The organism is Streptomyces sp. NPDC001750 (genome assembly GCF_042892615.1).
Classification (GTDB): domain Bacteria; phylum Actinomycetota; class Actinomycetes; order Streptomycetales; family Streptomycetaceae; genus Streptomyces.
In genome coordinates this window covers 255,588-281,201 of record NZ_JBIAUE010000007.1, presented here as the reverse complement: position 1 = coordinate 281,201, position 25,614 = coordinate 255,588, and the positions used below count along the sequence as shown (strand labels likewise).

The window sequence follows — 25,614 nt, the reverse complement described above, 5'->3', positions numbered from 1 at the left end:
GGATGACGACCACGGACACGGCCCCCGGACCAGGACCGGGACAGGCACCCGTACCCGCACCGGCATCTCGACCGGCCCCGGCACACGCCCCCTCGCCCAACGCGGGGCTGACGTGGAGTCTGCGGGGGCGCGGCCCCGACGACGTGGTGGTGCGGGCCGACCCCGGTCCCCGGCCCGGCGACGGCGGTGGCGACGGCGGCCGCGTGCCTGGCACCGGGCGGGGTGTGCGGGTCTGCGTGGTGGACTCCGGGGTCGAGCGCGACCACCCGGGGATCGGGCCGGTGGCCGGTTCCTGGGTGGTGGTCAAGGACCCGGAGACCGGCGACACCGAGGTCAGGGAGACCGACACCGGGGACACCTGCGGGCACGGCACCGCGTGCGCGGGGATCATCCGCCGGACCGCCCCGGAGTGCGAGCTGTACAGCGTCCGGGTCCTGGGAGAACGGTTCTCCGGCACCGGGGACGTCCTGCTCGCCGGGCTGCGGTGGGCGGTCGAACAGGGCTTCGACGTGGTGAACCTGTCGTTGTCCACCACCCGCGCCCGGTTCGCCCAGGAGCTGCACGCGCTCGCCGACCACGCCTACTTCAGCCGCTCGGTCGTCGTCGCCTCGGCGCACAACAGCCCGGTGGAGAGCTATCCGTGGCGGTTCGCGTCGGTGATCTCGGTGGGCAGCCACCAGGAGGACGACCCGGATCTGCACCTCTACAACCCCGAACCGCCGGTGGAGTTCTTCGCCCCCGGCCAGAACGTGTCGGTGCCCTGGCTGGGCGGCACGTCGATCCGTACCACCGGGAACAGCTTCGCGACCCCGTACATCAGCGGGCTGTGCACGCGTCTCCTGTCGGCACACCCCAGGATGACGGCCTTCCAGCTCAAGAACGCTCTTTATCTCTCCGCGGCGAACGTGCGGTTCGGCCCGCGGCCCTCCGATCCGGCAGGAGAGGTCTGATGACTCCGAGAACCGAATCAGCGTCAGTGACGTCAGCGACTCCGGGAACGGCCCAGGAGACGCTCCCGGCGGTAACCGCGGCCCGACGCGAACTCCTCCAGTCCGTCGTCGACGTGGCGCGGGCGATCTTCGGCGCGGCGGCGAGCTCGGTCTTCCTGCTGGACGAGGAGGCCGACGAGCTGGTGTTCCAGGCGGTCTCCGGACAGGGCGAGGAGTTCCTGGTGGGCCGCCGCTTCCCGGCCGGGCGTGGGATCGCGGGCTGGGTGGCGACCTCGGGCGAGCCGATGGTGGTGGACGACCTCAATGCCGACCCGTCCTTCGACCGGTCGCTCGCCGAGTCCACCGAGTACGTGCCGAGCGCGCTGATGGCGGCCCCGCTGATCAGCGACGGCCGGGTGCTCGGCGTGCTGGAGGTGCTCGACCCGTCGCCGTGCGCCCGTACGGACCTGCGGGAACTGGACCTGCTCGCGATGTTCGCCCGGCAGGCCGCCGCGGCACTGCGGGTGGTGGCGTACGCGCCGGCCGATACCGGGACGCCGGGCGCGGGCGGCCGGCTGGACACCCGTCAGCGGGCGGACGCGCTGCGGCTGCTGGGTAGTCTGGAGCAGCTGCTCCGAGAGCCGTGCTGAGCCTCCGCCAGGAGCCGTGCCGAGCCTCCGGGAGCCTGGCGGAGCAGCGACGAACGGCGACGACGGAAGGACCACGCAGTGAAGCTCGCTTTCTCGACCCTCGGGGTGCCGGGCATGCCGATGGCCGATGTGGTCCGGCTCGCCGCCGAACACGGCTACCAGGGCGTTGAGCTGCGCGCCCACCCGGAGGAGCCGGCGCACCCGGGCCTCTCGGCCTCCGAACGGGCCGCCGTTGCCAAGGAGTTCGAGAAGCACGGCGTCGAGATCCTGACCGTCGCCGGGTACGCCCGGGTCGCGGCCGAGGGCGACGACGGGCCCGTGCTGGACGAGATCGCCGCCCTGGTGGAGCTGGCCCACGACCTGGGCGCGCAGAACGTACGGGTCTTCCCGGGCGCCGGCGGCCAGGACCCCGCGACGGCCGACGAGACGGCCGCCCGGAGGCTGGCCGCCGCCGCGCCGCACGCCGAGGACCTGGGCGTGCGCGTTCTGCTCGAAACCCATGACTCGCACCGGGCGGGCGCCGACGTGGCCCGGGTCGTCGGCACGGTCGGCCACCGGCGGATCGGCGCGCTGTGGGACGTCATGCACACCTGGCTCGCGAACGAGGACCCGGCCGCCAGCCATGCGGTGCTGGCCCCGTACCTGGGCTACGTACAGGTCAAGGACATCGCCTCGGCGGACGACCCGACGCCGCTGCCGCTCGGCGCCGGGGTACTGCCGCTGGCCGCCTCTCTGGACGCGCTCGGCGGGGACGCCTGGGACGGCTGGGTCTGCTGGGAGTACGAGAAGCGGTGGCACCCGGCTGCGGCGGAACTGCCGGACCTGCTGGCCGCCGGACGGGAACACCTGCTGCGGTTGGGGGCGGCGGGGCGGTAGGGCGCCGCGGCAGATCCGCGCGGGAGCGACGGCTTGCCGGGCTGCGAGGAACGAGGGGCCGGTCTCCCACCCGCGGTGCCGCCGCGTGTTCGGACCTCGCCAGGATGCGGCTGCCGAGCGGGGCGTGGCCTTCGCCTGGTCGGCGGCGTCCCGAACAGGGAACGCCGCCGACACCGCCCGTTGAATCGAGGGACGTGAGGCCCTACCGGAGGTAGGTGCGCTGCCACTCCGCGAGGGACATCGTCTGCGCAGCCTCGGCAAGTGCGAGAGCAGAAGGCGTCTTGAGTTTCGCCCTGGTGGAGTCCACCCACTCCTGTGCCGCCGGGTAGCCCTGCTGGAGGTATTCCAGCCCCTGAATCATGCACTCCAGCTTGTCGGCGTCGTGGGCGACCAGTACTTCGAGAGAGTCGCTGTTCTCGTATTCGTCGACGATGGCCTTGATGCCGTTGGCGACAACAGGGTGTGCGTCGGCGACTTGATCGGCTGTGACGTCCTCGTTCTTGGCCACGTTGATGTACCGACGGCCGATCCACGGGATGTCGCCGACACGGGTCTCCTGCGTGTCGTGGAAGGTGCACAAGAGGGCGACCTTGGCAGGATCGGCGCCCTCCATCATGGCCAGGACGGAGCCGACGACCGCAGTGCGCCAGGAGTGCTCGGCGATCGTCTCCGGGTCCTTGACACCCGCAATCCACCAGCCGCTGCGCTTTCCTCGCTTCAGGGCGCCCATCTCCAGCAGGTAGCCAGTTGTCCCCGTGTCGTGGTTGGTGCTGCCAGCGTCCGTCATGGCGTCCCCTCCGGTGGAGTTGATCAGATGTGCAGGGTCAGACCGTAATGCACGGATTCCAACTCCCGCCTGGTTTGAGAGGAGATCGCGCTGCTGTCCAGAAGGACCGCGACCCGGTCGACGAGGAGCCGGTTCAAGTGGGGGTCGGCGGTGAGAAGGCCACGGCGAGAGGCGAGCAAGGCCCACACGGTGTGGGCGTTGAGGTCGATGCAGCCGAGATCGACAACAGCACGGAAACCGTGGAGCGGGTGCTTGCCGGGGCTGCGCAGGTGGCCTCTGTCCGAAACAGTGTTGATCGGCATCTTCGAGGATCTGGAGCAGATTCTCGAAGAGCAGCGCCTCCCTGGCCAGGCCGAGGTCGCCGTACTCCTGTGCCGAACCCGCGGCGCGCTCATGCAACTCGTCGCGACAGTGCCCGATTTCGTTGCGGGGTCGGGCCCGATCGATGAAGTGATCGACAGAGCACGGCACCTGGTCTCGACCGCACCGGCAGACGGCCCCATCGGGCCGCGAGTGCTCCTGAGGCGGATGACCTCGACGGTGGTCGACTTGCCCGACGAGATGCAACCGATCCCCTGACCACGCACCCGCCCGTTGTCCACCCTCGTCGCGGGCCGGGCGGTTCCTACCCCGTTTCGGTGTGCCAGCCGGAACGGACGCCCCCACGCCGAGCCGGGCCGGCCGCACCTGGGACGCAGCAGGCACCCCCGTTTCCTCTCAACGGTGTCATCCGACGCGGTGGCAGGGGCATGCGCACCACCGCGTCTCAATGGGCACCTCCCACTCCGGAGCCCCCCGTCCGACGGGTGACACCCGGCCCGGACACTCCCCGTGCTCGCCGATCCGGCACGCGGGCGCGAGCGCTTCCCGGGTGGCCGGTGCGGGCGCAATCACGGCTGCTCGCCGTATGGGTGAATGCGGCGCTGTTCCCGGCACGGGGCGCACGCGTACAGGCCGATCCCGGGGCCGGAGCCCTGCTCGATGACGTCGACCAGAACCGCGGTCCCGGACGGACCCTTGTGCCAGTGGCACCAGCCGAAGCCGGGCCGCACGGGCGGCTTCGACTGCGCGGGCCGCGTGGTCATCGCACCCCCTTGCACTGGTCGCACCGGCACGGCGGGAGCGCGGTCGACAGGGCCACAGTCCTGGCCGGAACGACTTCGGCCTTCGGACGGATCACGCGCGTCCGGCCGTGCCGGTCGACCTCGTACACCTTGATCGTCATCACCACGTCGACCCCTGGTTCCTCTCGATACTCATTGGGCGCAGACTTCTGCGGATCTCCTCTGCCCGCACCGTAGGGCGCGGTACAACCGTGATGGGCACGCAAAGTGCGTGCGCTGTTCGGGAGACCTTGATGAACGCTGGTCGCATCGGTCGCCGCATCGCCTACTGGCGAGAGCGTCGTGGCCTCACACAAACCGACTTCGGGCGGCTGATGGGACAAACCCATAGATGGGTGCAAGATCTGGAGGGCGGTCAACGGCAGCAGGATCCGCGCCTGTCGGTGGTCGTGAAGGCGGCCGAAGTACTGCGGATCCCCCTGGAACAACTCTTGACCGACACTCCTTCACCGGCCGCGACTCCCGGCCAGCCGTCGGCAGAAGCCGCGGCTGTCATCGACGTGCTGTACAGCGGTGCGGAGGACGACACTCCTCCGCTGCCGCTCGACGAGTTGCGCCAGCGTCTCGTCTACTGCTGTGAAGCGTTCCAGGCTTGCCATTACCTGGCGCTCGGCCGCGAGCTTCCCGCCCTCGTCGTCGGCTCTGGCCGTACGGCCGCCCGCGCAGGCGACGAGGCAGCGGGAGCACACGCCCTCCACTCCCGAGTACTGCAACTGACAACGAGCTTCCTCCACAAGTACGGACCGGCGACAGCCGTGCAGGCTGCGGTCGTCGCAGACCGGGCCCTGGCTGCGGCAGAACAGTCCGGGGATGCGGTGACCATCGGTGCCGCATCCCGTCGGGTCGCCAAGTCCCTTGCCTCCCAGGGGCAGTCCGCAGCAGCCGTCAGCTTCGCCGTAGCGGCGGCGCGGCGCCTCCAGGACGATCTGTCAACGGCCGGACCGCTCGGTCTGTCGACCCTCGGCATGCTGTATCTGTCGGCCGCGGTCAGCGCGTCCGCCCAGGAACGAACGGCATCCAGGGTCCGGGCCGCCATCGAGCACGTCGATCAGGCCGGCGAAGTGGCCGACCAGCAGGGCGCGGACTTGAACATGGACTGGACGAACTTCGGCCCGACGAACGTCGCGCTGCACCGGGTGGACGTCCTGGCCCGTTTCGAGGACGGCTGGTCGGCATTGGACGCCGCGGAGGCCGTGACCGATGCGGATGTACGAAAGCTGAGGAATGAACGTCGGGCCGGGCACCTCATCACTCTGGCCCGCGCTCAACTCTTGACACGGAAGAGAGAGGCTGCCGTGGCCTCTCTCGTTCAGGCTGCCAGGCTTGCCCCTGAAGAGTTCCGGGGGAGGCCCGGCACCATGGCGCTGGTGAAGGACGTTCTTGCCGCAACGCCCCTCCCAAGCGGCGAGTTGCGCGCGCTGGCCGCCCGATGTGGACTCCAGGCATGACGAGAGTGCTGTATCTCATTGCCTGTGCGGCCGGCCCCACCGAATACGTCGACAAGGGAGTGGGCCTGGCGCAGGCACGAGGATGGGACACCTGCCTGGTCCTGACACCGTCGGCTGCCCGCTGGTGGGAACCGCGCCTCGGTGAGCTGGAAGCGCTGACGGGGCATCGAGTGCGGTCGCAGTACAAATTGCCTGGGGAGCGGGACGCGCTACCGAAGGCGGACGCCATGCTCGTGGCCCCGTTGTCCTGCACGAGCCTGAACAAGTGGGGTGCCGGAATCGCGGACACCCTGGCGTTGGGGCTGGTCTCCGAGGGCGTGCACCTGGGGGTTCCGGTGGTGGCCATGCCTTACTTCAACCAGGCGCAGGGAAGCCAGCCGGCGGTGGCCCGCAGCATCGCGGACCTGCGGGCGCAAGGCGTAGTCCTTCTCGACGGGCCGGATGGGTACGAGTCGCACCCTCCGAAGCGTGGTGAGCCCGCAACCTTCCCTTGGCACCTCGCTCTGGATTCGGTCGGCTGCCTTGTGGGTCCCCCTGTGTAGATGGCCTCCGCGCATGCGTGGGTGGCCAGACCGGCGCGCGCGGGACGGGCTGGCCGCGCTGTGCGTTTCCGCGCGGGCGGGGGCGTTCCGGTACCGGGGGCGGGGTCCGAGCTCCCGCCCGACGGGAGCGTGTTGGCTCGTCGGCTGAGCAACTCGTGCTGCTCGCCGCACAGGGCGAACGGTCGAGGGGATGTCATGCGCGAGACCATGACGGCCACAAGACGAAGTGACGATGTCCGCCTCAGCGAGGACGACCGCACCTGGCGAAGTCAGACGACACGAGACACCGGAGATTCCCGGCCCGGCCCAGCGTCCACACCCTCCACCGCCGCCGTCGGCTCGGGCCCCGTCGACGCCTGCTTCGACTCCGGCCCCGACGCCGCACGCCCCCGCCGCGTCCCGGCGAGCGAGGTGAGGGCCACTCCGCCCACCAGCAGCGCAGCCGCGCACCACCGCAGCGGGCTCACCGACTCGCCCAGCAGCAGTGCGGCCGAGGACATCCCGAAGACGGGCACCAGCAGGGTGAACGGGGCCACCGACGACGCCGGGTGCTGGCGCAGCAGGTAGCCCCAGGCGCCGAAGCCGAAGACGGTGGTGATCCACGCGACGTAGACGATGATTCCGACGCCGCTCCAGTCGAGCGCGGCCAGCGCGGCGGCGTCGCGGTCCCAGCCCTCGAAGACGAGGGAGAGGCCGAGCAGCGGCAGGACCGGCACGGTGGAGACCCAGACCATGAAGTTGAGGGAGTCGGGCGGGGCCGCCTTGCGGGTCAGCACGTTGGACACGCCCCAGCAGGCGGCCGCCACGATCACCAGGACGAAGGCGAGCACCGGTCCGCTCGTCCCCTCGTCGACCGCCGCCACTCCGATGCCCGCGAGCGCCACGGCCATGCCCAGCATCCTTACCCTCCCCGGCCGTTCACCGAGCGCCAGTGCCGCGAAGAGGGCCGTGAACACCGCCTGGACCTGGAGCACGAGCGAGGAGAGACCGGCGGGCATGCCGCGGTCCATGCCGATGAAGAGGAGCCCGAACTTGGCCACGCCGAGGACCAGGCCCACGCCCACGATCCACTTCCAGGCGACCTTGGGCCGGCCGACGAAGAAGACCGCGGGCAGCGCGGCGACCAGGAAGCGCAGGGCGGAGAACAACAGCGGCGGGAAGTGCCCGAGGCCGACTTCGATGACGACGAAGTTCACACCCCAGACGGCGGCGACCAGGGCCGCCAGGGCTATGTGGAGGGGACGCATGCACCGAGGATCACCCGTGCCGACCATGTAGCACCAGCGCTGATTCCTTCATGGTGGAATTGAGCAACGCTGATGAATGCGGTACCGACCACCGAACCCGACCACCGAACCCGGTACCGATCAGCCCCCGATGAATCGGCGAGAACCCCGGAGGCCGCGGTGCTCGATCTTTCCCGGCTGCGCGCGCTGCACGCGGTCTCCGTCCACGGCTCCGTCGCGGGCGCCGCCGCCGCGCTCGGATACACCCCGTCGGCGGTCTCGCAGCAGATCACCAAGCTGGAGCGGGAAACCCGTACCACCCTCCTCGAACGCCGCGGGCGCGGCGTCGCGCTGACCGAGGAGGCGCTCCACCTCGCCGCGACGGCCCAGCGGCTGCTGGCGATCGTGGAACAGGCGGAGACCACACTGGAGGAGCGCCGGGGGCTGCCGACGGGACGGCTGTCGATCGGCGCGTTCGCGTCGGCGGCGCGCGGGCTGCTGCCCGGTGTGCTGGCCGGGCTGGAACGGGACCATCCGGCGCTGGAGGTCCGGCTGACCGAGGTCGATCCGCATCTCTCGGTCGACCTGGTGGCCAAGGGCGTGATCGATCTGGCGGTCGCGCACGACTGGGACATCGCGCCGCTGCCCGCCCCGGAGGGCGTGGCACAGGCGGTGATCGGCGGCGACCGGTGCGATCTGCTGGTTCCCGAGGGCCACCGGCTCGCGGGGCGGGACGCGGTGCGGCGCGAGGAGCTGGCGAAGGAGCGGTGGATCTGCCAGCCGCCGGGAAGGGTGTGCCACGACTGGCTCGTACGGACGCTGCGAGCGGCGGGTCACGAGCCGGACATCCGGCACCAGGCGGAGGAGAACCACACCCAGCTCGCCCTGCTCGCCGCCGGTCTCGGGGTGGCGATGATCCCGCGGTTGGGGCGCGGGCCACTGCCCGCGGGCGTGGTGGCGGTGCCGCTGGATCCCGTACCGGTACGGCGGCTGTACGCGCTGTGGCGTACGGAGGCGGCCCGGCGGCCCGCGATCACGGCGGCGGTCTCCGCGCTGCAGGAGCACGGGACCACACTCGGCCTGGCGTGAGGCGGAGGAGGAGGTCGGCTCCCGCCCCCGGCATGGGGTGGTGAGTCGCTCAGTCCACGTCCTGCGTGGTGAGGCTTTCGACGGGCGTCGCGGGCTCCTGGCTCAGCCGGTGCCGAACATCTGGACGGCGCCCCAGATCATGAACGCGAGAATGAGGGCGAAGAAGACGAAGACGAAGACCAGGGCGATCCGGGGAATGCGCTTGGCGCGGACGCCGGCCCCGGTCGTGAGGTTCTCCACCTCGGTCATGTGGAAGGTACCGGATTTCATCCTGCCGGTCCCCCGCACCCAGTCGCCGTCGCTGATGGAGCCCTCCAGCCGGTATCCGCGCATCTCCACCGGGATGAGCTGGACGCGGTTCCTGGAGTCGTCGTACCGCTCGACGCGGAAGGTACACACCGTCTCGGAGATGTCCCGCTGCTGCTCGGTCCGGAACTGGGCGCCGTGCACCTGCCCTTCGACGACGCTCACGGGGCCGACGGGCGGCGGTGGGGAATCCGGTGCGCCGCGCCGCCTTGGCGGCTCGGCAGACGGACGGTCGCCGCTGCCCGGACGGGGGCCAGGACGGCCCTCCGGCGGGGGCGGCGGACGGTCCGGCCGGGGGCTCCGACGGCCGTCGTGGTTGCCGGAGCCCTCGTCGAACCGGTCGCTCCGGGGTCGGCCGCAGCGCCCGCAGGTCCGGACACCCCTCGGCACCTCGGCGCCGCAGCCTGGGCACGAAGTCACGGGATCACCCCGGTCGTCGCTGGGCGGTGTGTCCGCTCAGCAGTGCGTCTGATTGAGGCGGGCGGTCTCGGTTGCGCCGAATGACACCGCAGCGCCTTCCGCCACGTGCATCTCTCCGACCTACCGCATCGTCGCCACCGCCACCCTCCGGAATTCGGCGGGGCTCCTGCGCGGCGCGGTCACGTGGTCACGCCCGTTCCATCGATCGGCCGCCGACCACGCGTCGCCCGGTTCCGCGGTCCTCGATGAACACGACCATTGTCACCCGTGCGACGACGGGCCGCGCGCCGAGCACTCGCCGCGGGACCGGACCGGCCAGTCCTTCGAGACGTCCGGGCCCGTCCGCGCCCCGCCGGGCCTCGGCACCAAGCCATGTCGCGGCACCGGCGGGCCCTGCGCATTTCCGCCCACACCTCCACGTGTCATCGCCCGTATCGGACCGGACCCTTGACCGGAAGTTATTTTCTGGATATCCGTGCTCCTTGGAAGTTTCTTTCACCACCTCGTTCCCGATCCCCGAGCAAGGCCGAAGGAGCTCACGTGCCCCACCGCACCTCCAGACGCACGCTTCTCACCGTCACCGCCGCCACCGCCGCGGTCGCCGTCACGGGCGGGGTCGCCGCCCCCGCCGGTGTGGCCTCCCCCGCCGCGGGCTCCCAGGCCGCCGCGCGCGGCGGACACCCCGCCGGGCACCACAGGTCGGCCGCCACCACCAAGCGCCTCAAGCGGCTCATCTCCCGCATGAGCCTGGAGGAGAAGGTCGGGCAGCTCTTCGTGATGCGGGTGTACGGGCACTCCGCCACCGCGCCCGACCAGGCCGACATCGACGCCAACCTGGCCCAGATCGGGGTCCGCACCGCCGCCGAGCTGATCGCCAAGTACCACGTCGGCGGGATCATCTACTTCGTCTGGGCCCACAACACCCGCGACCCGCACCAGATCGCCGACCTCTCCAACGGCATCCAGCGCGCCGGGCTCGCCGGGCCCACTCCCCTGCCGCTCATCGTCTCCACCGACCAGGAGCACGGCATCGTGTGCCGGGTGGGCGAGCCCGCCACGCTGATGCCGGGCGCGATGGCGCTGGGCGCGGGCGGTTCGCGCTCCGACGCGCGCCGGGCCGGGCACATCGCCGGTGCCGAACTGGCCGCGCTCGGCATCAACCAGAACTACGCGCCGGACGCCGATGTCAACGTCAACCCGGCCAACCCGGTGATCGGCGTGCGCTCCTTCGGCTCCGACCCGCGGTCCGTGGCCGGGATGGTCGCCGCGCAGGTGAAGGGGTATCAGACGGGCGGCGTCGCCGCGACGATCAAGCACTTCCCGGGCCACGGCGACACCAGCACCGACAGCCACACCGGTCTGCCGGCCATCACCCACACCCGCGAGGAGTGGGCGCGGCTGGACGCGCCGCCGTTCCGGGCCGCGATCGCCGCGGACATCGACTCGATCATGACCGCCCACATCGTGGTACCCGCACTGGACCCGTCCGAGGACCCGGCGACCCTGTCCCGGCCGATCCTCACCGGCGTCCTGCGCGAGGAACTCGGCTACGACGGGGTCGTGGTGACCGACGCACTCGACATGGAGGGCGTACGGACGAAGTACGGCGACGAACGCGTGCCGGTCCTCGCCCTGAAGGCGGGCGTCGACCAGTTGCTCAACCCGCCGAACCTCGCCGTCGCCTGGAACGCCGTCCTGGCGGCCGTGAAGAGCGGCGAACTCAGCGAGGACCGGATCGACGAATCGATCCTGCGCATCCTGCGGCTGAAGACCAAGCTCGGCCTGTTCGACGACCCGTTCGTCAGCCACAAGGACGTGGACCGGGTCGTCGGGACGCGCGCCCACCTCGCCGCCGCCGACCGGATCGCCGAGCGCACCACCACCCTGCTCGCCAACGACGGCGCGGTGCTGCCGCTCTCCCGCCGCTCCCACAAGAAACTGCTCGTGGTCGGCGCCGACCCGGCCTCCCCGTCCGGCACCACCGGGCCGCCGACCACCACCCTCGCCACCGCGTTCACCGAACTCGGCTTCGCGGCAACGGCGTTGTCCACCGGCACCGCGCCCACCCGGGCGAAGATCGACGAGGCGGTGGCCGCCGCCCGGGGCAAGGACGCGGTGATCGTGGGGACGTACAACGTGTCCGCGACCAGTTCGCAACGCACCCTGGTGAGCGCCCTCGCGGCGACCGGGATCCCGGTGATCACGATCGCGATCCGCAATCCGTACGACATCGCGCAGCTGGCGGGCACCGGGTTCGCGGCGAGCCTGGCCGCGTACTCCTGGACCGACGTCGAACTGCGCGCCGCCGCCCGGGTCATCGCCGGGCACGCCCGCCCGCGCGGCACCCTGCCGGTGCCGGTGCAGCGCGCGGACGATCCGGCGCGGGTGCTGTACCCGGTCGGCCACGGGCTGCGGTACTGACACCCGGCCCCTCGCCGATGTGCGAGGGCGGTGCACGGGGCCGGACCCCGCGCACCGCCCACCGGCCCCGGAAAGTCCGGGGGGAGGGGTCGCGCGCCGCGCGCGGCCCCTCCCCCCGGACACGAACCGATTACGGGCGCACTCCGTGCTCGTTCACCACGTCCCGGCCGTCCTGCCGGACGTCGAGCCGCGCGTCGAACTTCGCGAGCGGCTTCGCCTGCGCCGGGTCCTGCTGCACGGCGGCCGGGGCGACACCCGCCCAGCGCAGGATGGCCGCGGTGGCCTTCACCCGGTCGTTCTCGGGGAGCTGCGCCACGTTGGAACCGTGGTTGCCGCCGGGCACCGTCATCACGTAGCTGTCCCGCGCGCCCGCGCCCAGCCGGAAGCGCTCGGCGCCCCACGGGTCGTTCTCGCCGTAGACGTAGAGCATGTGGTTGGCGCGGTGCTTCACCCAGGTGTCGATGTCACGCATCGCCCACGGCTGGAACTTCATCGGGATGCCGCGCGGCACGAAGTTACGCGGCGGCTGGTACCCGTAACGGCTGAGCCCGCCGAGCCACGGCTGCTTGATGTCGGGCGAGCCGAGCTGCGTGCCCGCCTGGTAGTAGTACGGGGTGTACCGCTCCAGACCCTGGTCGGTGTAGGCGGAGAAGCCGGAGATCGTGTCGACCGAGTCCCAGATCGCCTGGTCGGGGGCGGACTTGGCGTCGGCCGGAACGGTGTCGCAGTCGGCCAGCAGGCTGTACTGCCAGAACGCCCAGATGTAGTCCATGACGACGGCCTCGTAGGCCCGGTCGAGCGAGCCGAGGGTGCTGAAGGTGTAGCCGTTCGCCTCGGCGTACTCCCGGAACCTCTCCTCCAGCGGTCCGCGGCGGATCAGCGCCTCGCGCTGCACCCCGTTCAGCCGGTCGCGGCACTCCTTGGTGCCCACGTTCGCGAAGAACCGGTCGTACGCCGAATCCTCCTTGTTCACCACGTCGTTGGGCGCGACGTACGCGACGACGCCGTCCATGTCCCCCGGGTGGAAGCGCTCGTAGTACGTCGCGGTCATGCCGCCCTTCGAACCGCCGGTGGTCAGCCAGTTCTTGGTATAGATCCGCTTGAGGGCGGTGAAGATGCGGTGCTGGTCGTCGGCGGCCTGCCGGATGTCGAGCTTGGACCAGTCGGCGGGCGACGGACGCGACGGGGTGAAGAACCGGTACTCCAGTGAGACCTGGTTGCCGTCGACGATCCGGGTCGGCTCGGAACGGCTCGGGTTCGTCGAGACGTTGTAGCCGCTGGTGTAGAAGACGGTCGGGCGGGACGTGTCCTTGTGCAGCAGGGTGAGGCGCTGCTGGAACGTTCCCTTGGACGGGCGCCGGTGGTCGATCGGCTGGGTGTATTCGAGGACGAAGTAGCGGTAACCAGCGTACGGCTTCTCCTCGATGAGGCTCATTCCTGGGATGGCCAGAATGCGGTCCTTGATATCCGCGTTCGTACCACTCTCGCCGCTGGTCGCGGCCCGGGACGTGGTCGGCTGTGCGGCGGTGGCCGCCCCGGCCATGGCCCCGGTGGCGCTCACCGTGCCGACGAGCACCGCGAGCGACAGGACACCTCTGAGCGCCTTGCGCATGCACCCTCCCCAGGATTCACAACAGTCATCGCGAACCTAGCGGGGCAACACCCGTGCCGCCAGACCCAGTTGGTGACCGAAAAGAGAGGCTGGGGGCGTCAGCAGAGGATCCAGCCCGTGGAACCGGACTTCCCCTCGACGAGGGCCGAGGCCCGGACGCACCGGTTCAGCGCGTGGACCGTCACCGGGCCCGCCTGTCTGGCGTACCGGCCGCTGTCCACGACCGGCCTGCCGCCGCGCGGCTGGATCGTCACGGACATCACGCGCTTCGGACCGGGCTTCTTGGCGATCGCGACGGCGCAGGCGTAGGCGCGGCTCTTGTAGACGCGCAGCTCGCCGGTCTTGAACGGGACCGTCTTCGCCAGGCGCCCGGCACAGGACGTCGCGGCGTCGGCCCTGCCGGTGACGGTGCCGGTGAGCATCAGCGCGAGGGCGGTCGCGAGCGACAGGACGAGAAGACGCACCAGCGTGCCCCCACCCGTCCGTCCGGCCCGTCCCGCCCCACGCGTCCGCCCGGCCTCACCCGTGCCCGCGCTCATCGGCGACCCACACCCCCGATCCATCCCCCTGGCCCGCCCCCTGCTCAAACGCGCGCCCTTACTCGACATCTATACATACATGCGTACGACGCAGCAGTCCGTCCGGAGGTTGCATCCGACGCGCTCTCCCCTCCGCGCAACCGAATCGCCACAGCATGGCTCCCACAAGACAGAGTCGCAGGAAGGGCAGGAACACCGCCATGCCCCGATTCCGTACTCCAGAGGGCACTTCGCGGGCCCGTTCGCACCTCCACGGCCGGCCCGCCCTCGCCCCGGCACTGATCGCCGCCACCCTTCTCACTCCCACCGCCGCCACGGCCGTCCCGGCCACCGCGGCGACACCGCGGGCCACGACGACTGCGACAGGGCCGACGACCACCGCGGCGGCGGCGCACGGGAGGCGCACACCCCGGCGTACCAGTGGGTCGCCCACTTCGCCCGCGCGCGGCAGCGTTCCCCACGCCGGGAGTACGGCGCCTACATCGGCGCCGTGACGGCCGAGGGCGGCGGCCGGCACCCGCAGCCGCACCCGACGGCCGTACCGAGGACGAGTCCCGCTCACACTCCCGCGGGCTCGTCCTCCCCCACGTCCTCCCCTATGAAGGTGCGCCACAGCCCGGCGTAGTGGCCGTCCCCGGCGAGGAGTTCGTCGTGCGTGCCGTCCTCGACGACCCGGCCGTGGTCCATCACCACGACCCGGTCGGCGCGGGCGGCCGTGGTCAGCCGGTGGGCGACGACCAGGGTGGTGCGCCGGCCGGCGAGGCGGTCGGTCGCCTGGTTGACCAGGGCCTCGCTGGCCAGGTCCAGGGAGGCGGTCGCCTCGTCGAGCAGCAGGACGTCCGGGTCGACGAGTTCGGCGCGGGCGAGCGCGATCAGCTGGCGCTGCCCGGCGGACAGGTTGCGGCCCCGCTCGGCGACCTCGTGGAGGTAGCCGCCGTCCAGGGTGGCGATCATGTCGTGGGCACCGACCGCCCGCGCCGCCGCCTCCACCTCCGCGTCGGTGGCCTCCGGCCGCCCGTACGCGATGGCGTCCCGGACCGTGCCGGCGAAGAGGTACGCCTCCTGCGGCACGACCCCCAGCCGGTGCCGGTACGCGGTGAGGTCGAGGCGGCGCAGGTCGGTGCCGTCCGCCGTGACCCGGCCACCCGTCGGGTCGTAGAACCGGGCGACGAGCTTGACCAGGGTGGACTTGCCGGCCCCGGTCTCACCCACGAACGCAACCGTCTGACCGGCCGGAATCCGCAGATCTATGCCGGACAGCGCCTCCTCGACGCCCTCGGCGTCCCGGACGGCCCCGGCGCCCTCGGAACCACCGGCTCCGACGTGGCCGTCATCGGCGCCGTCGCCGCTCCCGTACGCGAAGGACACGTTCTCGAAGGCGATCTCGCCGCGCAGCGACGGCACGTCCAGCGGTTCGTCCGGGGCCCCGGTGGAGGTCGGCTCCTGCAGCAGCTCCTGGATGCGGCGGAGCGAGACGCTGGCCTGCTGGTAACCGTCGAAGACCTGGGAGAGCTGCTGCACCGGGGCGAAGAACAGATCGATGTACAGCAGGTACGCGACCAGGGCACCCGCGGTGAGGGTGCCGTTGTCGACCCGGCCCGCGCCGACGATCAGCACGGCCGCGGCGGCCACCGACGACAGCAGCTGCACGAACGGGAAGTAGACCGATATCAGCCACTGCCCCCGGACCCGGGCCTCGCGGTAGTGGGCGCTGCGCTCCGCGAACCGGCGCGCGCCGTCGTGCTCGCGGCGGAACGCCTGCACGATCCGCAGCCCGGAGACCGACTCCTGGAGGTCGGCGTTGACCACGCTGATGCGTTCCCGGGCCAGTTCGTAGGCCTGGACGCTCTTGCGGCGGAAGAAGTACGTGCCGATCACCAGCACCGGCAGGGTCGTGAAGACGACGAGGGCCAGCTGCACGTCCAGCACGAGCAGGGCGACCATGATGCCGAGGAAGGTGACGACGGAGACGAAGGCCGTGACCAGACCGGTCTGGAGGAACGTGGACAGCGCGTCCACGTCGGTCGTCATCCGGGTCATGATGCGGCCGGTCAGCTCGCGCTCGTAGTAGTCCAGACCGAGCCGCTGGAGCTGCGCGAAGATCTTCAGCCGGAGCGAGTAGAGCACCCGCTCGCCGGTGCGGCCGGTCATCCGGGTCTCGCCGATCTGGGCCGCCCACTGCACGAGCACGACGATCAGGGCCAGCGCGGACGCCGCCCAGACCGCGCCGAGCGCGAGCTGCGTGACGCCCTGGTCGATGCCGTGCCGGATCAGCACCGGCAGCAGCAGCCCGCCGCCCGCGTCCACCGCGACCAGCAGCAGGCTCACCAGGAGCGGCAGCCCGAAGCCGCGCAGCAGCCTGCGCAGCCCGTAGGACTCCTCGGAGCGGACGGCCCGCCGCTCGTCGATGTCGGGGGTGTCGGTGGCCGGTGGCAGCGCCTCGACCTGGGCGAGCAGTTCGGGCGTTGCGGGCATGCCGGCCGCGCCGTTGTCGCGCGGTTCGTCCTTGCGGACCCACAGGCGGGGGCTGATGCCGCGTTCCGCGTCGTACTCCGCGTCGAGTTCGGCGTCGAGCTCCTCCTGGAGCGCGCGGTCGTCCTCGGCGGTGGTGTCGGCGGAGGCGGCCGGCCGGTGTCCGGGCGAGGTGCCGCCCAGCTCGTCGGGGTCGGTGAGCAGGCGCCGGTAGAGCGCGGAACGGCTCTCCAGCTCGGCGTGGGTGCCGATGTCGGCGAGCCGTCCGTTCTCCAGGACGGCGATGCGGTCGGCGAGGCCGAGGGTGGAGCGGCGGTGGGCGATCAGCAGGGTGGTGCGCCCGGCCATCACCTGCCGCAGGGCCTCGTGGATCTCGTGCTCGACCCGGGCGTCGACGGCGGAGGTGGCGTCGTCGAGGAGGAGCAGCCGGGGGTCGGTGAGGATGGCGCGGGCGAGCGCGACGCGCTGGCGCTGGCCGCCGGAGAGGGTGAGTCCGTGCTCGCCGACCTTGGTGTCGTAGCCCTCGGGCAGCTCCGCGATGAACCGGTCGGCCTGGGCGGCGCGGGCCGCCTCCTCGATCTGCTCCTGGGTGGCGCCGGGGAGCCCGTAGGCGATGTTGGCGCGGACGGTGTCGGAGAACAGGAAGCTGTCCTCCGGCACGAGGCCGATGGCGGCGCGCAGGGACTCCTGGGTCAGCTCGCGCACGTCGTGGCCGCCGACCAGGACGGCGCCGTGCGTCACGTCGTAGAAGCGGGGCAGCAGCAGCGAGACGGTGGACTTGCCGCTGCCGGACGCGCCGACGACGGCGACGGTCTCGCCGGGCTCGATGGTCAGCGAGAACCCGTCGAGGACGGGGCGGCCGTCGGCGTAGCCGAACCGTACGTCGTCGAACTCGACGCTCGCCGGGGCGTCGGCGGGCAGCTCCTTGGTGCCGTCCTTCATGGTCGGCTCGGTGTCGATCAGTTCCAGGACGCGTTCGACACCGGCGCGGGCCTGCTGGCCGACGGTGAGGACCATGGCGAGCATCCGGACCGGGCCGACGAGCTGGGCGAGATAGGTGGAGAACGCGACGAATGTGCCGAGGGTGATCTCGCCCCGGGTGGCGAGCCAGCCGCCCAGGGCCAGCATCGCGACCTGGCCGAGCGCGGGCACGGCCTGGAGGGCGGGGGTGTAGCGGGAGTTCATCCGGATCGCCCGCAGTCGCCCGGCGAACAGCTTCCGCCCGACCTCCCGCAGCTTGCCGGTCTCCTGCTCCTCCTGTCCGAACCCCTTGACGACCCGGACCCCGGAGACGGCCCCGTCGACGACCCCCGCGACGGCCGCGGCCTGCCCCTGGGCGTACCAGGTGGCCGGGAAGAGCCGGGCACGGGAGTGGCGGGCTATGTACCAGAGGGCGGGGGCGACGGCTAGCGCGACCAGGGTCAGCAGCGGCGAGAGCCACGCCATGATCACCAGGGAGATGATGAACAGGAGCACGTTCCCGATGGTCATCGGGAGCATGAACAGCAGCCCCTGGATCAGCTGGAGGTCGCTGGTCGCACGCCCCACGACCTGCCCGGTGGACAGCTCGTCCTGCCGCTTCCCGTCGAGCCGGGTGAGCGTCCCGTACATCTCGGTGCGCAGGTCGTGCTGGACGTCCAGGGCGAGGCGTCCGCCGTAGTAGCGCCGGATGTACGTGGCCACGTACACCAGGACGGCCGCGATCAGCAGGAGCCCGGTCCAGACGGCGAGCGACCCGGTGTGGTCGCCGACCACATCGTCGATGATCACCTTGGTGATCAGCGGGACGACGGCCATCACCGCCATGCCGGCGAGCGACGACCCGAGCGCGAGCAGTACGTTGCGCCGGTAGCGCCACGCGTAGCCGCTCAGCCGTCGCACCCAGCCCGGGGCCCGCGCCGCGCCCGTCGCGCCGCCTCCCGAGCGCTTCGCGCCCTCCGCGTGCCCTGCGTCCGTCACCGGTGCCCTCCCGATCGACCTGCTCTACCGGAAGGCACCAACGCCGTGGGCAGCGGATTTCATCCCGTCGTGACAAACACGGGGGCGGTTCGGGACCTTGGTCGCAGGTCGGCTCGGACTTCGGCCGGAGGCGGTCCGGCTCTCGGGCCGTCCTAGTGCCGCTCCCGGCACTAGTCAACGACTCCAGGTGTACTCACTCGTACGGGTCGATGCACAGCAAACCCGACCCCCATACACTGGAGCATATATACGTTCCAGTGTATGGATAGTGGTTACACCATCGAGATCGAACCCGAGGTTCGGCTGTGGCTGATGAATCTGAGCGTCGACGACTATCTCGCGGTCGAGCACGTCACCGACCTGCTGGGGGAACGACCGACCACACTCGGAGAGCCGTACTCCCGGCACCTCGGCGACGGCGTCCGCGAACTGAGATTCCACCTGAGCTGCAATCGGAACGCCACGAGGATTCCCTACTGGCTCGCCCCGGGCCGCAGGGTCGTTCTGCTCACCGTCTTCCGCAAGACCCGACAGCGGGAGGCCGCTGAAGTGGCGCGGGCCAAACGCGCCAAAGCACTATGCGAGGCCGAGCACGCAGCGGCACACGCCGTATACACACGCAATGTGGATGTCGAGAGGAAGGGCCGGTGATGGTCAGCCACGCGCACTGGAAGATCGCTCGTGACAAGAAGGTCGCCCAGGGGATCTCCGAGGATCCGGACTTGGAGAAACGTCGCGAGGAGATCCGGCTCCGCTACGACCTCGGCCAGGCCGTCTACGACCGCCGCACCGAGATCGGCATCGCGCAGACCGAGCTGGCGCGGCGCGCCAGAATGACGCAGCCGCAGGTCTCCAAGCTGGAGCTCGGCGGCACCATGCCCACGGTGCCGCTGCTGGTCCGCCTGGCACGGGCCATGGACTCCACGTTCAGCATGCAGTTCGACGGCGAGACCCTGCGGGTGGCGTTCACCGCCCACGCAGGTGCAGAGCCGGAGCCGGAATCGGGCGCGGAGGCGAAGGCGGAGGCCGGCGCCCGGGCGGTCGGTGGCTGACCACCCGGGCGGATCGACCGACGGGCCGGTCGGCGGATCGGCTACGAACGCGGCGTCGCGGTGAGCATCCGCACCGCCGGAGCCTCCGGCACCGCGGGAACCGCTTCCTGCGGGGCGGCGGGCGGGGCGATGGTGGTGGTCTGCTTCGCGGCGACGGCCGGGTTCAGGTCCTTGTGGACGGCGCGGGCGACGGCCTGAATAGTGTTGATGCCGTCGTTCATCGTCTTGTTGTCGTGGGTGAGCACGGTGATCGCGTAGTCGTGCCCCTTGCCGGTGAAGGCTCCGACGCTGTGCACCCGCCAGCCGTGGGTGGCGCGCGGCAGCCAGCCATTCTTGAGCTGGACGGTCACCCCGGACGGGGCACCGGCGGGCGTGCCCCAGCGCTGCGAGGAGACGACCTTTCGCATCAGCCCCAGCTCGTACGTCCGGGAGTTGTCGCTCAGCACGGAGTTCTTGGCGGTCAGCAGGGTCAGCAGCCGCAGCTCGTCCTGGGCGGTGATCTGGGTGAGACCCCAGTACCCGCCCGAGCCCGGCACGGTGTGCGTCATCCCGGCCGCCTTGAGGAACGCCTTGATCCTGGTCACCCCGAGCTGCTTCCACAGGGCGGTGGTCGCGTCGTTGTCGGACTTGGTGATCATGGCGGTGGCGAGCTTGGTCTCGCGGTCGGTGAGGTAGCGGTTGTGCTTCTTGTTGTCCCACAGGAGCGTCGCCAGCACGGTGGCCTTCACGACGCTGGCCGAGTCGTACTTCGTCGTCGCCCGCAGGGTGCAGTTCGTCTTGCTGGTCCGGTCGTAGAGCGCGACCGCCGTCGTCGACTTGCGCGCCTTGAGCGCGGCGGTGATGTCCTTCGACAACTTGGCGGCCAGCCCCGCCTTGCCGGACGTGCAGGCCACCGTCGGCGTGGCCGCGGCGGCGGGCGACGCGGCGCCGAGCATCACGGGCGCGAGCACGCCCGCGGCGAGCGCGACGGCGAGCGCCCGACGTGGTATTCGGGTCGTACCGGGCTGATTCATGTGGCGTTCCCCCCTGGGCCGTTGAGTCCGGCGCGCCCCTGCGCACCTGTCACCGATGACTGCCGACGGGCGGAAAGGTTGTACACGGCGCGCCCCTGTTGCCCGCGCGGCGGGCCGGGGTAGGAATGTGCTTCCGCCGACGGAACGGGGAGAGAGCATGTCGGACGACCGGCCCACCGACGCCCACCTGTGCGGGCAGTTGTACGCCGCCCTGGAGATGCTCCAGCGACTGGGCGACATCGACTTCCGTGCGCTGGGCCGCGAGAACACCAGGCTCAGGGCCTCGAAGAGGCCCCGCACGGAGATGACCACGCCGCTGCACACGGTCGGCAAGTCGCTGCACTGGGCGCGGATGCGGGGCAACGGCGCCGCGGCCGGCACCGTCTTCCGGACGATCCCGGACCTGATGCCCTCCACCAAGGATCTGCCGGGCTCCCTGAACCCGGACCAGCAGCAGGAGTTCCTCCGCGGCCGGGAGGCGGGACTCGAAGCCATCCGGAAGATCACGGGCACCGCCGGAGCAGCCGTCGCACCGTGAACGGCCACCGAGCCGCACCGCCCCTTCGGACACCGAACCGTCCGACCACCGAACCGCACCGCCCTCTCGGCCACCGAGCCGCACCGAGCCGCACCGCCCCCTCGGCCACCGGGCCGCACCGAACCGCACCGGCCCTCCCGGCCGCCCGCCCCTCACAGGTGCGTCGGCTCGAACATCCTCAGCCGAGCAGGCAGCACGACCACCGAAGGGCCCGGCTCCGCGAGGGACTTCGCCAGGTCGGCGGCCAGCTTCTCGGGGTTCGTACGGATCGCCGGGACGCCGAAGGACTCGGCGAGGGCGACGAAGTCCGGGCGGGAGAGTTCGGTCGCCGCGGCCTCGCCGAAGGCGTCCGTCATGTACTCGCGCAGGATGCCGTAGCCGCCGTCGTCGACGATCAGCCAGGTGACCGGGAGGTCGTGCTGGCGGGCCGTGGCCAGTTCCGCGATCGAGTACATCGCCCCGCCGTCGCCGGACACCGCCAGGACCGGCTTGGTGGGGTCGGCGACGGCCGCGCCGAGGGCGGCCGGGAATCCGTAGCCGAGACCGCCCGCGCCCTGCGCCGAGTGCATCGTGTTCGGGTGGCGGGCGTCGAACGCCGACCACGCCCAGTAGGCGAGGATCGTCATGTCCCAGAAACTGGGGGAGGTGTCGGGAAGTGCCTGCCGGACGGCGGCCAGGAGCCGCTGTTCCAGGGCGAGTTCCTGTCCGGCGAGCCGGTCCCGTACCGCTTCGAGCACCGCGCGGACGCGGTCCGCGGCCGACGGGTCCTCGCGACGGCCGACCGACTCGAGCAGGTCGGACAGGGCCTCGCGGGCATCCGCGTGGATACCGAGCGCCGGATGGTTGGCCTCCAGCTTCCCGGCGTCGGCCTCGATCTGGATCACCCGGCCGCGCGGGCGGAACGTGTGGTAGTTCGAGGAGAGTTCACCGAGTCCGGAGCCGACGACCAGCAGCACGTCGGCGGATTCCAGGAAGTCGGTCGTGTGCCGGTCCTCCAGCCAGGACTGGAGGGAAAGCGGGTGCTCCCAGGGGAAGGCACCCTTGCCACCGAAGGTGGTGACGACGGGCGCGTCGAGCCGTTCCGCCAGCGCGAGCAACTTGCCGGAGGCGTCCGAGCGCACGACTCCGCCGCCCGCGACGACCGCTGGACGTTCGGCCTTCGACAGCGACTCGGCCGCCACGGCGATCAGTTCGGGGCGGGCGTGCGGCGTACGCGGGCCGGCGTCCATCGCCGTGACGACGGGCAGAACGGTCTCGGCGAGAAGCACGTCCTGCGGGATCTCCACCCAGACCGGCCCGTGCGGGGCGGTCAGCGCGGACTCCCAGGCCGCTGCGATCGCCGACGGGATCTGCGAGGCCGTACGCACGGTGTGGACCGACTTCACGATGTCGCGGAACGACGCCTGCTGGTCCCGCAGTTCGTGGAGATAGCCATGACGCCCGCCGCCCAGGCCCGCGACCGGGACCTGGGCGGAGATCGCCAGCACCGGCGCGGAGGCCGCCGCCGCCTCCTGCAGCGCGGCCAGCGAGGTGAGGGCCCCCGGTCCGGTGGAGAGCAGCAGGGGCGCCGCCTCACCGGTGATCCGGCCGTACGCGTCGGCGGCGAAGCCCGCGTTGTTCTCGACGCGCAGCCCGACGTACGTCAGTGACGAGCGGCGCAGCGCGTCGAACATGCCCAGCGCGTGCTGTCCGGGCAGGCCGAAGACGGTGGTGGCACCGAGACCCTGGAGGGTCTCGACGACGAGGTCGCCCCCGTTGCGCCCGGGCGGAGGGGCCAGGGCGGCCGCGATCTGCCCGGGGCCGAGCCGCGGCCGCTCGTCGTGGTGGTCGTGGCTCACTTCACGCGGGCTTCCGCGATCTGCCGGGACATGACCGTGGTCAGTTCGTACGCCGTGTGGGAGGCGGCGACGGACGTGATCTCGGCGTGGTCGTACGCGGGGGCGACTTCGACCAGGTCGGCGGAGACCAGGTTGCAGGAGGCCAGTCCCCGGACGATTTCGAGGAGTTCGCGCGAGGTGAGGCCACCGGCCTCGGGGGTGCCGGTGCCGGGGGCGTGCGCCGGGTCCAGTACGTCGATGTCGACGGAGATGTACAGCGGCCGGTCACCGATGCGCTGACGGAGCTGGTCGGTGACCTCGTCGACGCCCCGCCGCATCACATCGGCGGAGGTCACGATGCCGAAGCCCATCTTCGCGTCGTCGTCCAGGTCCTGCTTGCCGTAGAGCGGGCCGCGCGTGCCGACGTGGGACAGCGCGGAGGTGTCGAGGATGCCCTCCTCGACGGCCCGGCGGAACGGGGTGCCGTGGGTGTACTCGGCGCCGAAGTAGGTGTCCCACGTGTCGAGGTGGGCATCGAAATGCAGCAGCGCGACCGGGCCGTGCTTCTTCGCGACGGAACGCAGCAGCGGCAGCGCGATGGTGTGGTCGCCGCCGAGCGTCATCAGCCGGGCGCCGGTGGAGAGGAGGTCGTCGGCGGCGGACTCGATCGTCTCGACGGCCTCGTTGATGTCGAACGGGTTCACGGCGATGTCACCGGCGTCGGCGACCTGCGCGAGCGCGAACGGCGAGGCGTCCTGCGCCGGGTTGTACGGGCGCAGGAGGCGCGACGCCTCACGGATCGCGTTGCCGCCGAAGCGGGCACCCGGGCGGTAGGAGACCCCCGTGTCGAAGGGCACGCCGACGACGGCGACATCGGCGGTGCGGACCTCGTCGAGGCGGGGCAGCCGGGCGAACGTCGCGGGGCCGGCGTACCGGGGGACGCGGGAGGAGTCGACGGGACCGCGCGGCGTTTCGTTGCTGCTCATGGCGGGGGCCTCTCTGTGGCTCGTGTCTCGTATCTCGGGTCTCGTGTTCGCACTCGCTGCCCGGTGGCGGGGCGGGTGGCGGCACACGGCATACGCGGTGGCGCGCCCCGTCATGCGTCACGTCGTACGCCCTGTCCGCCGAGGGCGGCGTACGCGCTGGTGCCGCCTTCCGGGCAGACATCGCCGTTCGCACCACCGGTACGCGGTCGTGCGTGCAGTACGCAGGGGCGCGTGCGAACGACGGTAGGCGGCCCGCGCGCAGCGGTGAAGTGTACGTTTTATCCATCATCACCGTATGCGATGGATGGTTCGTCCATGTCACAGACCAGGCCGCAGACCCCGGTCGGGGTCACTCCGCCGCCCACTCCCCCGATTCCGCTCACGGAGCTGCTGGCCCGTACGGAACTCGGGCTGCGCCGGATCGCGGGGCCGCCCGAGGCGGAGCTGTTGTGGGTGCACACCTCGGAGATGGCCGATCCGTACCCGTATCTGCTCGGCGGCGAGCTGCTGCTGAGCGCCGGGGTGCTGCTCAAGGACCCGGACGCGTACGTGTCCCGGCTGGTGGAGGCGGGAGCGGCGGCGCTGGGATTCGGGGTGACGCCGGTGTTCGACACGGTTCCGGGGGCGCTGATCGAGGCGTGCGACCGGCACGGGCTGCCGCTGGTGGAGGTGCCGCCCCGGACCCGGTTCACGGCGATCGCGCGGGCGGTGTGGCGGCTGATGGCCGAGGCCCGGCACCGTGAACTGCGCCGGGTGACCCGTGCCCAGCAGGCACTGGCCTCGGCGGCGGCCCGCCCGGACCCGGTTCCGGCGGTACTTCATCAGCTGGCGGCGCAGCTGGAGGGCCGGGCGGTGCTGCTCTCCGCGGACGGCGAGGAGCTGCACGCGGCGGGCCGCCCCCCGGCCCCCGACGTCGGCGAGGGCCTGACCCGGCTCGCGCGGGTGGTGTCCACCGCCATGCGCCCCGCGCCCGCGTCCGCCACCGACACCGTGCGCGGGGCGCACTTGTCCGCGTACGCGCTGGGCGGAGGGCAGGGCCTGGTCCTGGCGCTGGCGCTGGCGACGGAGCGGCGCTCGGCGGGCGATCACACCGTGGCCGGGGTCGCGGTCGTGCTGTTGTCATTGCTGGCCGCCCCGCACCAGGGCGCCGACGCGGCGGGCCGGTCGGCCGCCCTGGTGCGGCTGCTGCTGGGCGCGGCCCCGGAGGACGTGGCACCGCTTCTCGGCGGCACCGAGGAGTGGACGGTGGTGCACGCCCGTCGCGCCGACGACGGTCCCGTCGACCCGCTCACGGCGGGAGCGCTGGGCGCCGCGCTCGGCTCGGCCCTGGTCGACGCGGGCCGGGGCCGTGACGCCGTGCGGGTACTGACCCCCGGCGGCGAGCGGATCACCCCTCAGCCGGGCTGGACGCTCGGCGCCTCCGCCCCCGCCGCGATCACTGCTCTCGAAGCCGCCGACGGCCAGGCGTCCCGCGCCCTGGGCCGTGCGGCGGCGACCCGCGCCCCGCTGGCCCGTCACCGCGCCGACACCGGTTCCGGCCTGGCCGCACTGGTCCCCCCGGACCGGGCCGAGGCGCACGCCCGCGCGCTCCTCGCCCCGCTCACCGAACCACTGGCCGAGACCCTGCGCTGCTGGCTGAGCCTGCACGGCAGCTGGGACCGCACCGCGACGGCCCTCCGGGTCCACCGCAACACGGTCCGCCAGCGCATCGCCCGTTGCGCGGTGCTGCTGGACGCGGACCTGGACGACATGGACGTGCGGACGGAGCTGTGGTTCGCCCTGCGGACGCGCTGAGCGGACGCGCACGG

The 25,614-nt window shown here is 71.7% G+C and carries 22 protein-coding genes and 1 pseudogene; 12 read left to right on the top strand and 11 right to left on the bottom strand.

Features of this window, described 5'->3' with window-relative positions; translation table 11 throughout:
- Positions 1–2: 2 nt before the first annotated feature.
- The 3 genes and pseudogenes from ACFYY6_RS14860 to ACFYY6_RS14850 all read left to right on the top strand — a co-directional run.
- Positions 3–963, top strand: a pseudogene (locus tag ACFYY6_RS14860) (S8 family serine peptidase); the annotation flags it as partial.
- Complete coding sequence (locus ACFYY6_RS14855; RefSeq protein ID WP_389193339.1) at positions 950–1,579, top strand: GAF domain-containing protein; 630 nt, start codon at positions 950–952, stop codon at positions 1,577–1,579. The pseudogene ACFYY6_RS14860 and the gene ACFYY6_RS14855, both read left to right, overlap by 14 nt.
- A 78-nt stretch (positions 1,580–1,657) precedes the next feature.
- Positions 1,658–2,455: a sugar phosphate isomerase/epimerase family protein gene (locus ACFYY6_RS14850; protein ID WP_388649826.1), complete on the top strand. Its 798-nt coding sequence runs from the start codon at positions 1,658–1,660 to the stop codon at positions 2,453–2,455.
- A gap of 202 nt (positions 2,456–2,657) precedes the next feature.
- Here the strand turns inward: ACFYY6_RS14850 and ACFYY6_RS14845 are convergent, their stop codons facing one another.
- Positions 2,658–3,242, bottom strand: a complete 585-nt coding sequence (locus ACFYY6_RS14845) for an HD domain-containing protein (protein ID WP_351524620.1) — start codon at positions 3,240–3,242, stop codon at positions 2,658–2,660.
- Positions 3,243–3,265: 23 nt separating this feature from the next.
- Positions 3,266–3,544: a hypothetical protein gene (locus ACFYY6_RS14840; RefSeq protein ID WP_386607978.1), complete on the bottom strand. Its 279-nt coding sequence runs from the start codon at positions 3,542–3,544 to the stop codon at positions 3,266–3,268.
- On the opposite strand from ACFYY6_RS14840, the gene ACFYY6_RS14835 reads away from it, so the two are divergent.
- A complete protein-coding gene (locus ACFYY6_RS14835; RefSeq protein WP_386607980.1) occupies positions 3,534–3,821 on the top strand; it encodes a DUF6415 family natural product biosynthesis protein in 288 nt (95 codons plus the stop codon). The genes ACFYY6_RS14840 and ACFYY6_RS14835 overlap by 11 nt on opposite strands.
- A 311-nt stretch (positions 3,822–4,132) precedes the next feature.
- Here ACFYY6_RS14835 and ACFYY6_RS14830 read toward each other — a convergent pair whose 3' ends face one another.
- Complete coding sequence (locus tag ACFYY6_RS14830) at positions 4,133–4,327, bottom strand: hypothetical protein (RefSeq protein ID WP_351626321.1); 195 nt, start codon at positions 4,325–4,327, stop codon at positions 4,133–4,135.
- 272 nt (positions 4,328–4,599) lie between these two features.
- Here ACFYY6_RS14830 and ACFYY6_RS14825 point away from each other — a divergent pair, with 272 nt between their 5' ends.
- Both ACFYY6_RS14825 and ACFYY6_RS14820 read left to right on the top strand, forming a co-directional pair.
- Complete coding sequence (locus ACFYY6_RS14825; protein ID WP_389193334.1) at positions 4,600–5,814, top strand: helix-turn-helix domain-containing protein; 1,215 nt, start codon at positions 4,600–4,602, stop codon at positions 5,812–5,814.
- The gene (locus ACFYY6_RS14820) at positions 5,811–6,356 is read left to right on the top strand and encodes a flavoprotein (protein ID WP_388649816.1); all 546 of its coding nucleotides are present in this window, start codon (positions 5,811–5,813) and stop codon (positions 6,354–6,356) included. Before ACFYY6_RS14825 ends, ACFYY6_RS14820 begins: the two co-directional genes overlap by 4 nt.
- A gap of 269 nt (positions 6,357–6,625) precedes the next feature.
- On the opposite strand, the gene ACFYY6_RS14815 is transcribed toward ACFYY6_RS14820, so the two are convergent.
- A complete protein-coding gene (locus tag ACFYY6_RS14815; RefSeq protein WP_388649813.1) occupies positions 6,626–7,603 on the bottom strand; it encodes an EamA family transporter in 978 nt (325 codons plus the stop codon).
- A 159-nt stretch (positions 7,604–7,762) separates the two neighbouring features.
- On the opposite strand from ACFYY6_RS14815, the gene ACFYY6_RS14810 reads away from it, so the two are divergent.
- On the top strand, positions 7,763–8,671 hold the full coding sequence (locus ACFYY6_RS14810) for a LysR family transcriptional regulator (RefSeq protein ID WP_351524627.1): 909 nt from the start codon (positions 7,763–7,765) through the stop codon (positions 8,669–8,671).
- Between the two features lie 102 nt (positions 8,672–8,773).
- Here ACFYY6_RS14810 and ACFYY6_RS14805 read toward each other — a convergent pair whose 3' ends face one another.
- Entirely contained in the window at positions 8,774–9,142 is a 369-nt protein-coding gene (locus tag ACFYY6_RS14805; protein WP_386607989.1) for a hypothetical protein, read from the bottom strand.
- Positions 9,143–9,937: 795 nt separating this feature from the next.
- Here ACFYY6_RS14805 and ACFYY6_RS14800 point away from each other — a divergent pair.
- Positions 9,938–11,818: a glycoside hydrolase family 3 protein gene (locus tag ACFYY6_RS14800; RefSeq protein WP_389193331.1), complete on the top strand. Its 1,881-nt coding sequence runs from the start codon at positions 9,938–9,940 to the stop codon at positions 11,816–11,818.
- A gap of 130 nt (positions 11,819–11,948) precedes the next feature.
- On the opposite strand, the gene ACFYY6_RS14795 is transcribed toward ACFYY6_RS14800, so the two are convergent.
- The 3 genes from ACFYY6_RS14795 to ACFYY6_RS14785 all read right to left on the bottom strand — a co-directional run bounded on the left by ACFYY6_RS14795 (position 11,949) and on the right by ACFYY6_RS14785 (position 18,322).
- Positions 11,949–13,430: a S28 family serine protease gene (locus ACFYY6_RS14795; protein WP_389193328.1), complete on the bottom strand. Its 1,482-nt coding sequence runs from the start codon at positions 13,428–13,430 to the stop codon at positions 11,949–11,951.
- A 98-nt stretch (positions 13,431–13,528) separates the two neighbouring features.
- Positions 13,529–13,969 carry a hypothetical protein gene (locus ACFYY6_RS14790; RefSeq protein ID WP_351626302.1) on the bottom strand — a complete coding sequence of 147 codons (441 nt, stop codon included), beginning with the start codon at positions 13,967–13,969 and terminating at the stop codon, positions 13,529–13,531.
- A gap of 558 nt (positions 13,970–14,527) precedes the next feature.
- Positions 14,528–18,322 (bottom strand): ABC transporter ATP-binding protein, encoded by a 3,795-nt coding sequence (locus ACFYY6_RS14785; protein WP_389193398.1) that lies wholly within the window; start codon positions 18,320–18,322, stop codon positions 14,528–14,530.
- Positions 18,323–18,661: 339 nt separating this feature from the next.
- On the opposite strand from ACFYY6_RS14785, the gene ACFYY6_RS14780 reads away from it, so the two are divergent.
- Entirely contained in the window at positions 18,662–19,051 is a 390-nt protein-coding gene (locus ACFYY6_RS14780; protein WP_389193325.1) for a type II toxin-antitoxin system RelE/ParE family toxin, read from the top strand.
- On the top strand, positions 19,051–19,452 hold the full coding sequence (locus ACFYY6_RS14775) for a helix-turn-helix transcriptional regulator (protein ID WP_351524884.1): 402 nt from the start codon (positions 19,051–19,053) through the stop codon (positions 19,450–19,452). The genes ACFYY6_RS14780 and ACFYY6_RS14775 overlap by 1 nt, the downstream gene beginning before the upstream one ends.
- A 41-nt stretch (positions 19,453–19,493) precedes the next feature.
- Here ACFYY6_RS14775 and ACFYY6_RS14770 read toward each other — a convergent pair whose 3' ends face one another.
- Entirely contained in the window at positions 19,494–20,465 is a 972-nt protein-coding gene (locus ACFYY6_RS14770) for a serine hydrolase (protein ID WP_351524875.1), read from the bottom strand.
- Between the two features lie 157 nt (positions 20,466–20,622).
- On the opposite strand from ACFYY6_RS14770, the gene ACFYY6_RS14765 reads away from it, so the two are divergent.
- The gene (locus tag ACFYY6_RS14765; RefSeq protein ID WP_351524876.1) at positions 20,623–21,003 is read left to right on the top strand and encodes a hypothetical protein; all 381 of its coding nucleotides are present in this window, start codon (positions 20,623–20,625) and stop codon (positions 21,001–21,003) included.
- 152 nt (positions 21,004–21,155) lie between these two features.
- Here the strand turns inward: ACFYY6_RS14765 and ACFYY6_RS14760 are convergent, their stop codons facing one another.
- Positions 21,156–22,841 (bottom strand): thiamine pyrophosphate-binding protein, encoded by a 1,686-nt coding sequence (locus tag ACFYY6_RS14760; protein WP_351524877.1) that lies wholly within the window; start codon positions 22,839–22,841, stop codon positions 21,156–21,158.
- Positions 22,838–23,806 (bottom strand): agmatinase, encoded by a 969-nt coding sequence (gene speB, locus ACFYY6_RS14755; protein WP_388649803.1) that lies wholly within the window; start codon positions 23,804–23,806, stop codon positions 22,838–22,840. The genes ACFYY6_RS14760 and speB overlap by 4 nt, the downstream gene beginning before the upstream one ends.
- Positions 23,807–24,106: 300 nt before the next feature.
- Here speB and ACFYY6_RS14750 point away from each other — a divergent pair, with 300 nt between their 5' ends.
- Positions 24,107–25,600, top strand: coding sequence for a PucR family transcriptional regulator ligand-binding domain-containing protein (locus ACFYY6_RS14750; RefSeq protein WP_389193322.1), 1,494 nt, complete (start codon positions 24,107–24,109; stop codon positions 25,598–25,600).
- Positions 25,601–25,614 lie beyond the last annotated feature (14 nt).

What these genes read in the sequence shown, in the direction of transcription:
- ACFYY6_RS14855 (WP_389193339.1), top strand. Translation starts at nt 950, where the DNA reads ATGACTCCGAGAACCGAATCAGCGTCAGTGACGTCAGCGACTCCGGGA.
- ACFYY6_RS14845 (WP_351524620.1), bottom strand. Translation starts at nt 3,242, where the DNA reads ATGACGGACGCTGGCAGCACCAACCACGACACGGGGACAACTGGCTAC.
- ACFYY6_RS14840 (WP_386607978.1), bottom strand. Translation starts at nt 3,544, where the DNA reads ATGCCGATCAACACTGTTTCGGACAGAGGCCACCTGCGCAGCCCCGGC.
- ACFYY6_RS14830 (WP_351626321.1), bottom strand. Translation starts at nt 4,327, where the DNA reads ATGACCACGCGGCCCGCGCAGTCGAAGCCGCCCGTGCGGCCCGGCTTC.
- ACFYY6_RS14825 (WP_389193334.1), top strand. Translation starts at nt 4,600, where the DNA reads ATGAACGCTGGTCGCATCGGTCGCCGCATCGCCTACTGGCGAGAGCGT.
- ACFYY6_RS14820 (WP_388649816.1), top strand. Translation starts at nt 5,811, where the DNA reads ATGACGAGAGTGCTGTATCTCATTGCCTGTGCGGCCGGCCCCACCGAA.
- ACFYY6_RS14815 (WP_388649813.1), bottom strand. Translation starts at nt 7,603, where the DNA reads ATGCGTCCCCTCCACATAGCCCTGGCGGCCCTGGTCGCCGCCGTCTGG.
- ACFYY6_RS14795 (WP_389193328.1), bottom strand. Translation starts at nt 13,430, where the DNA reads ATGCGCAAGGCGCTCAGAGGTGTCCTGTCGCTCGCGGTGCTCGTCGGC.
- ACFYY6_RS14790 (WP_351626302.1), bottom strand. Translation starts at nt 13,969, where the DNA reads ATGAGCGCGGGCACGGGTGAGGCCGGGCGGACGCGTGGGGCGGGACGG.
- ACFYY6_RS14780 (WP_389193325.1), top strand. Translation starts at nt 18,662, where the DNA reads ATGGATAGTGGTTACACCATCGAGATCGAACCCGAGGTTCGGCTGTGG.
- ACFYY6_RS14775 (WP_351524884.1), top strand. Translation starts at nt 19,051, where the DNA reads ATGGTCAGCCACGCGCACTGGAAGATCGCTCGTGACAAGAAGGTCGCC.
- ACFYY6_RS14770 (WP_351524875.1), bottom strand. Translation starts at nt 20,465, where the DNA reads ATGAATCAGCCCGGTACGACCCGAATACCACGTCGGGCGCTCGCCGTC.
- ACFYY6_RS14765 (WP_351524876.1), top strand. Translation starts at nt 20,623, where the DNA reads ATGTCGGACGACCGGCCCACCGACGCCCACCTGTGCGGGCAGTTGTAC.
- speB (WP_388649803.1), bottom strand. Translation starts at nt 23,806, where the DNA reads ATGAGCAGCAACGAAACGCCGCGCGGTCCCGTCGACTCCTCCCGCGTC.
- ACFYY6_RS14750 (WP_389193322.1), top strand. Translation starts at nt 24,107, where the DNA reads ATGGATGGTTCGTCCATGTCACAGACCAGGCCGCAGACCCCGGTCGGG.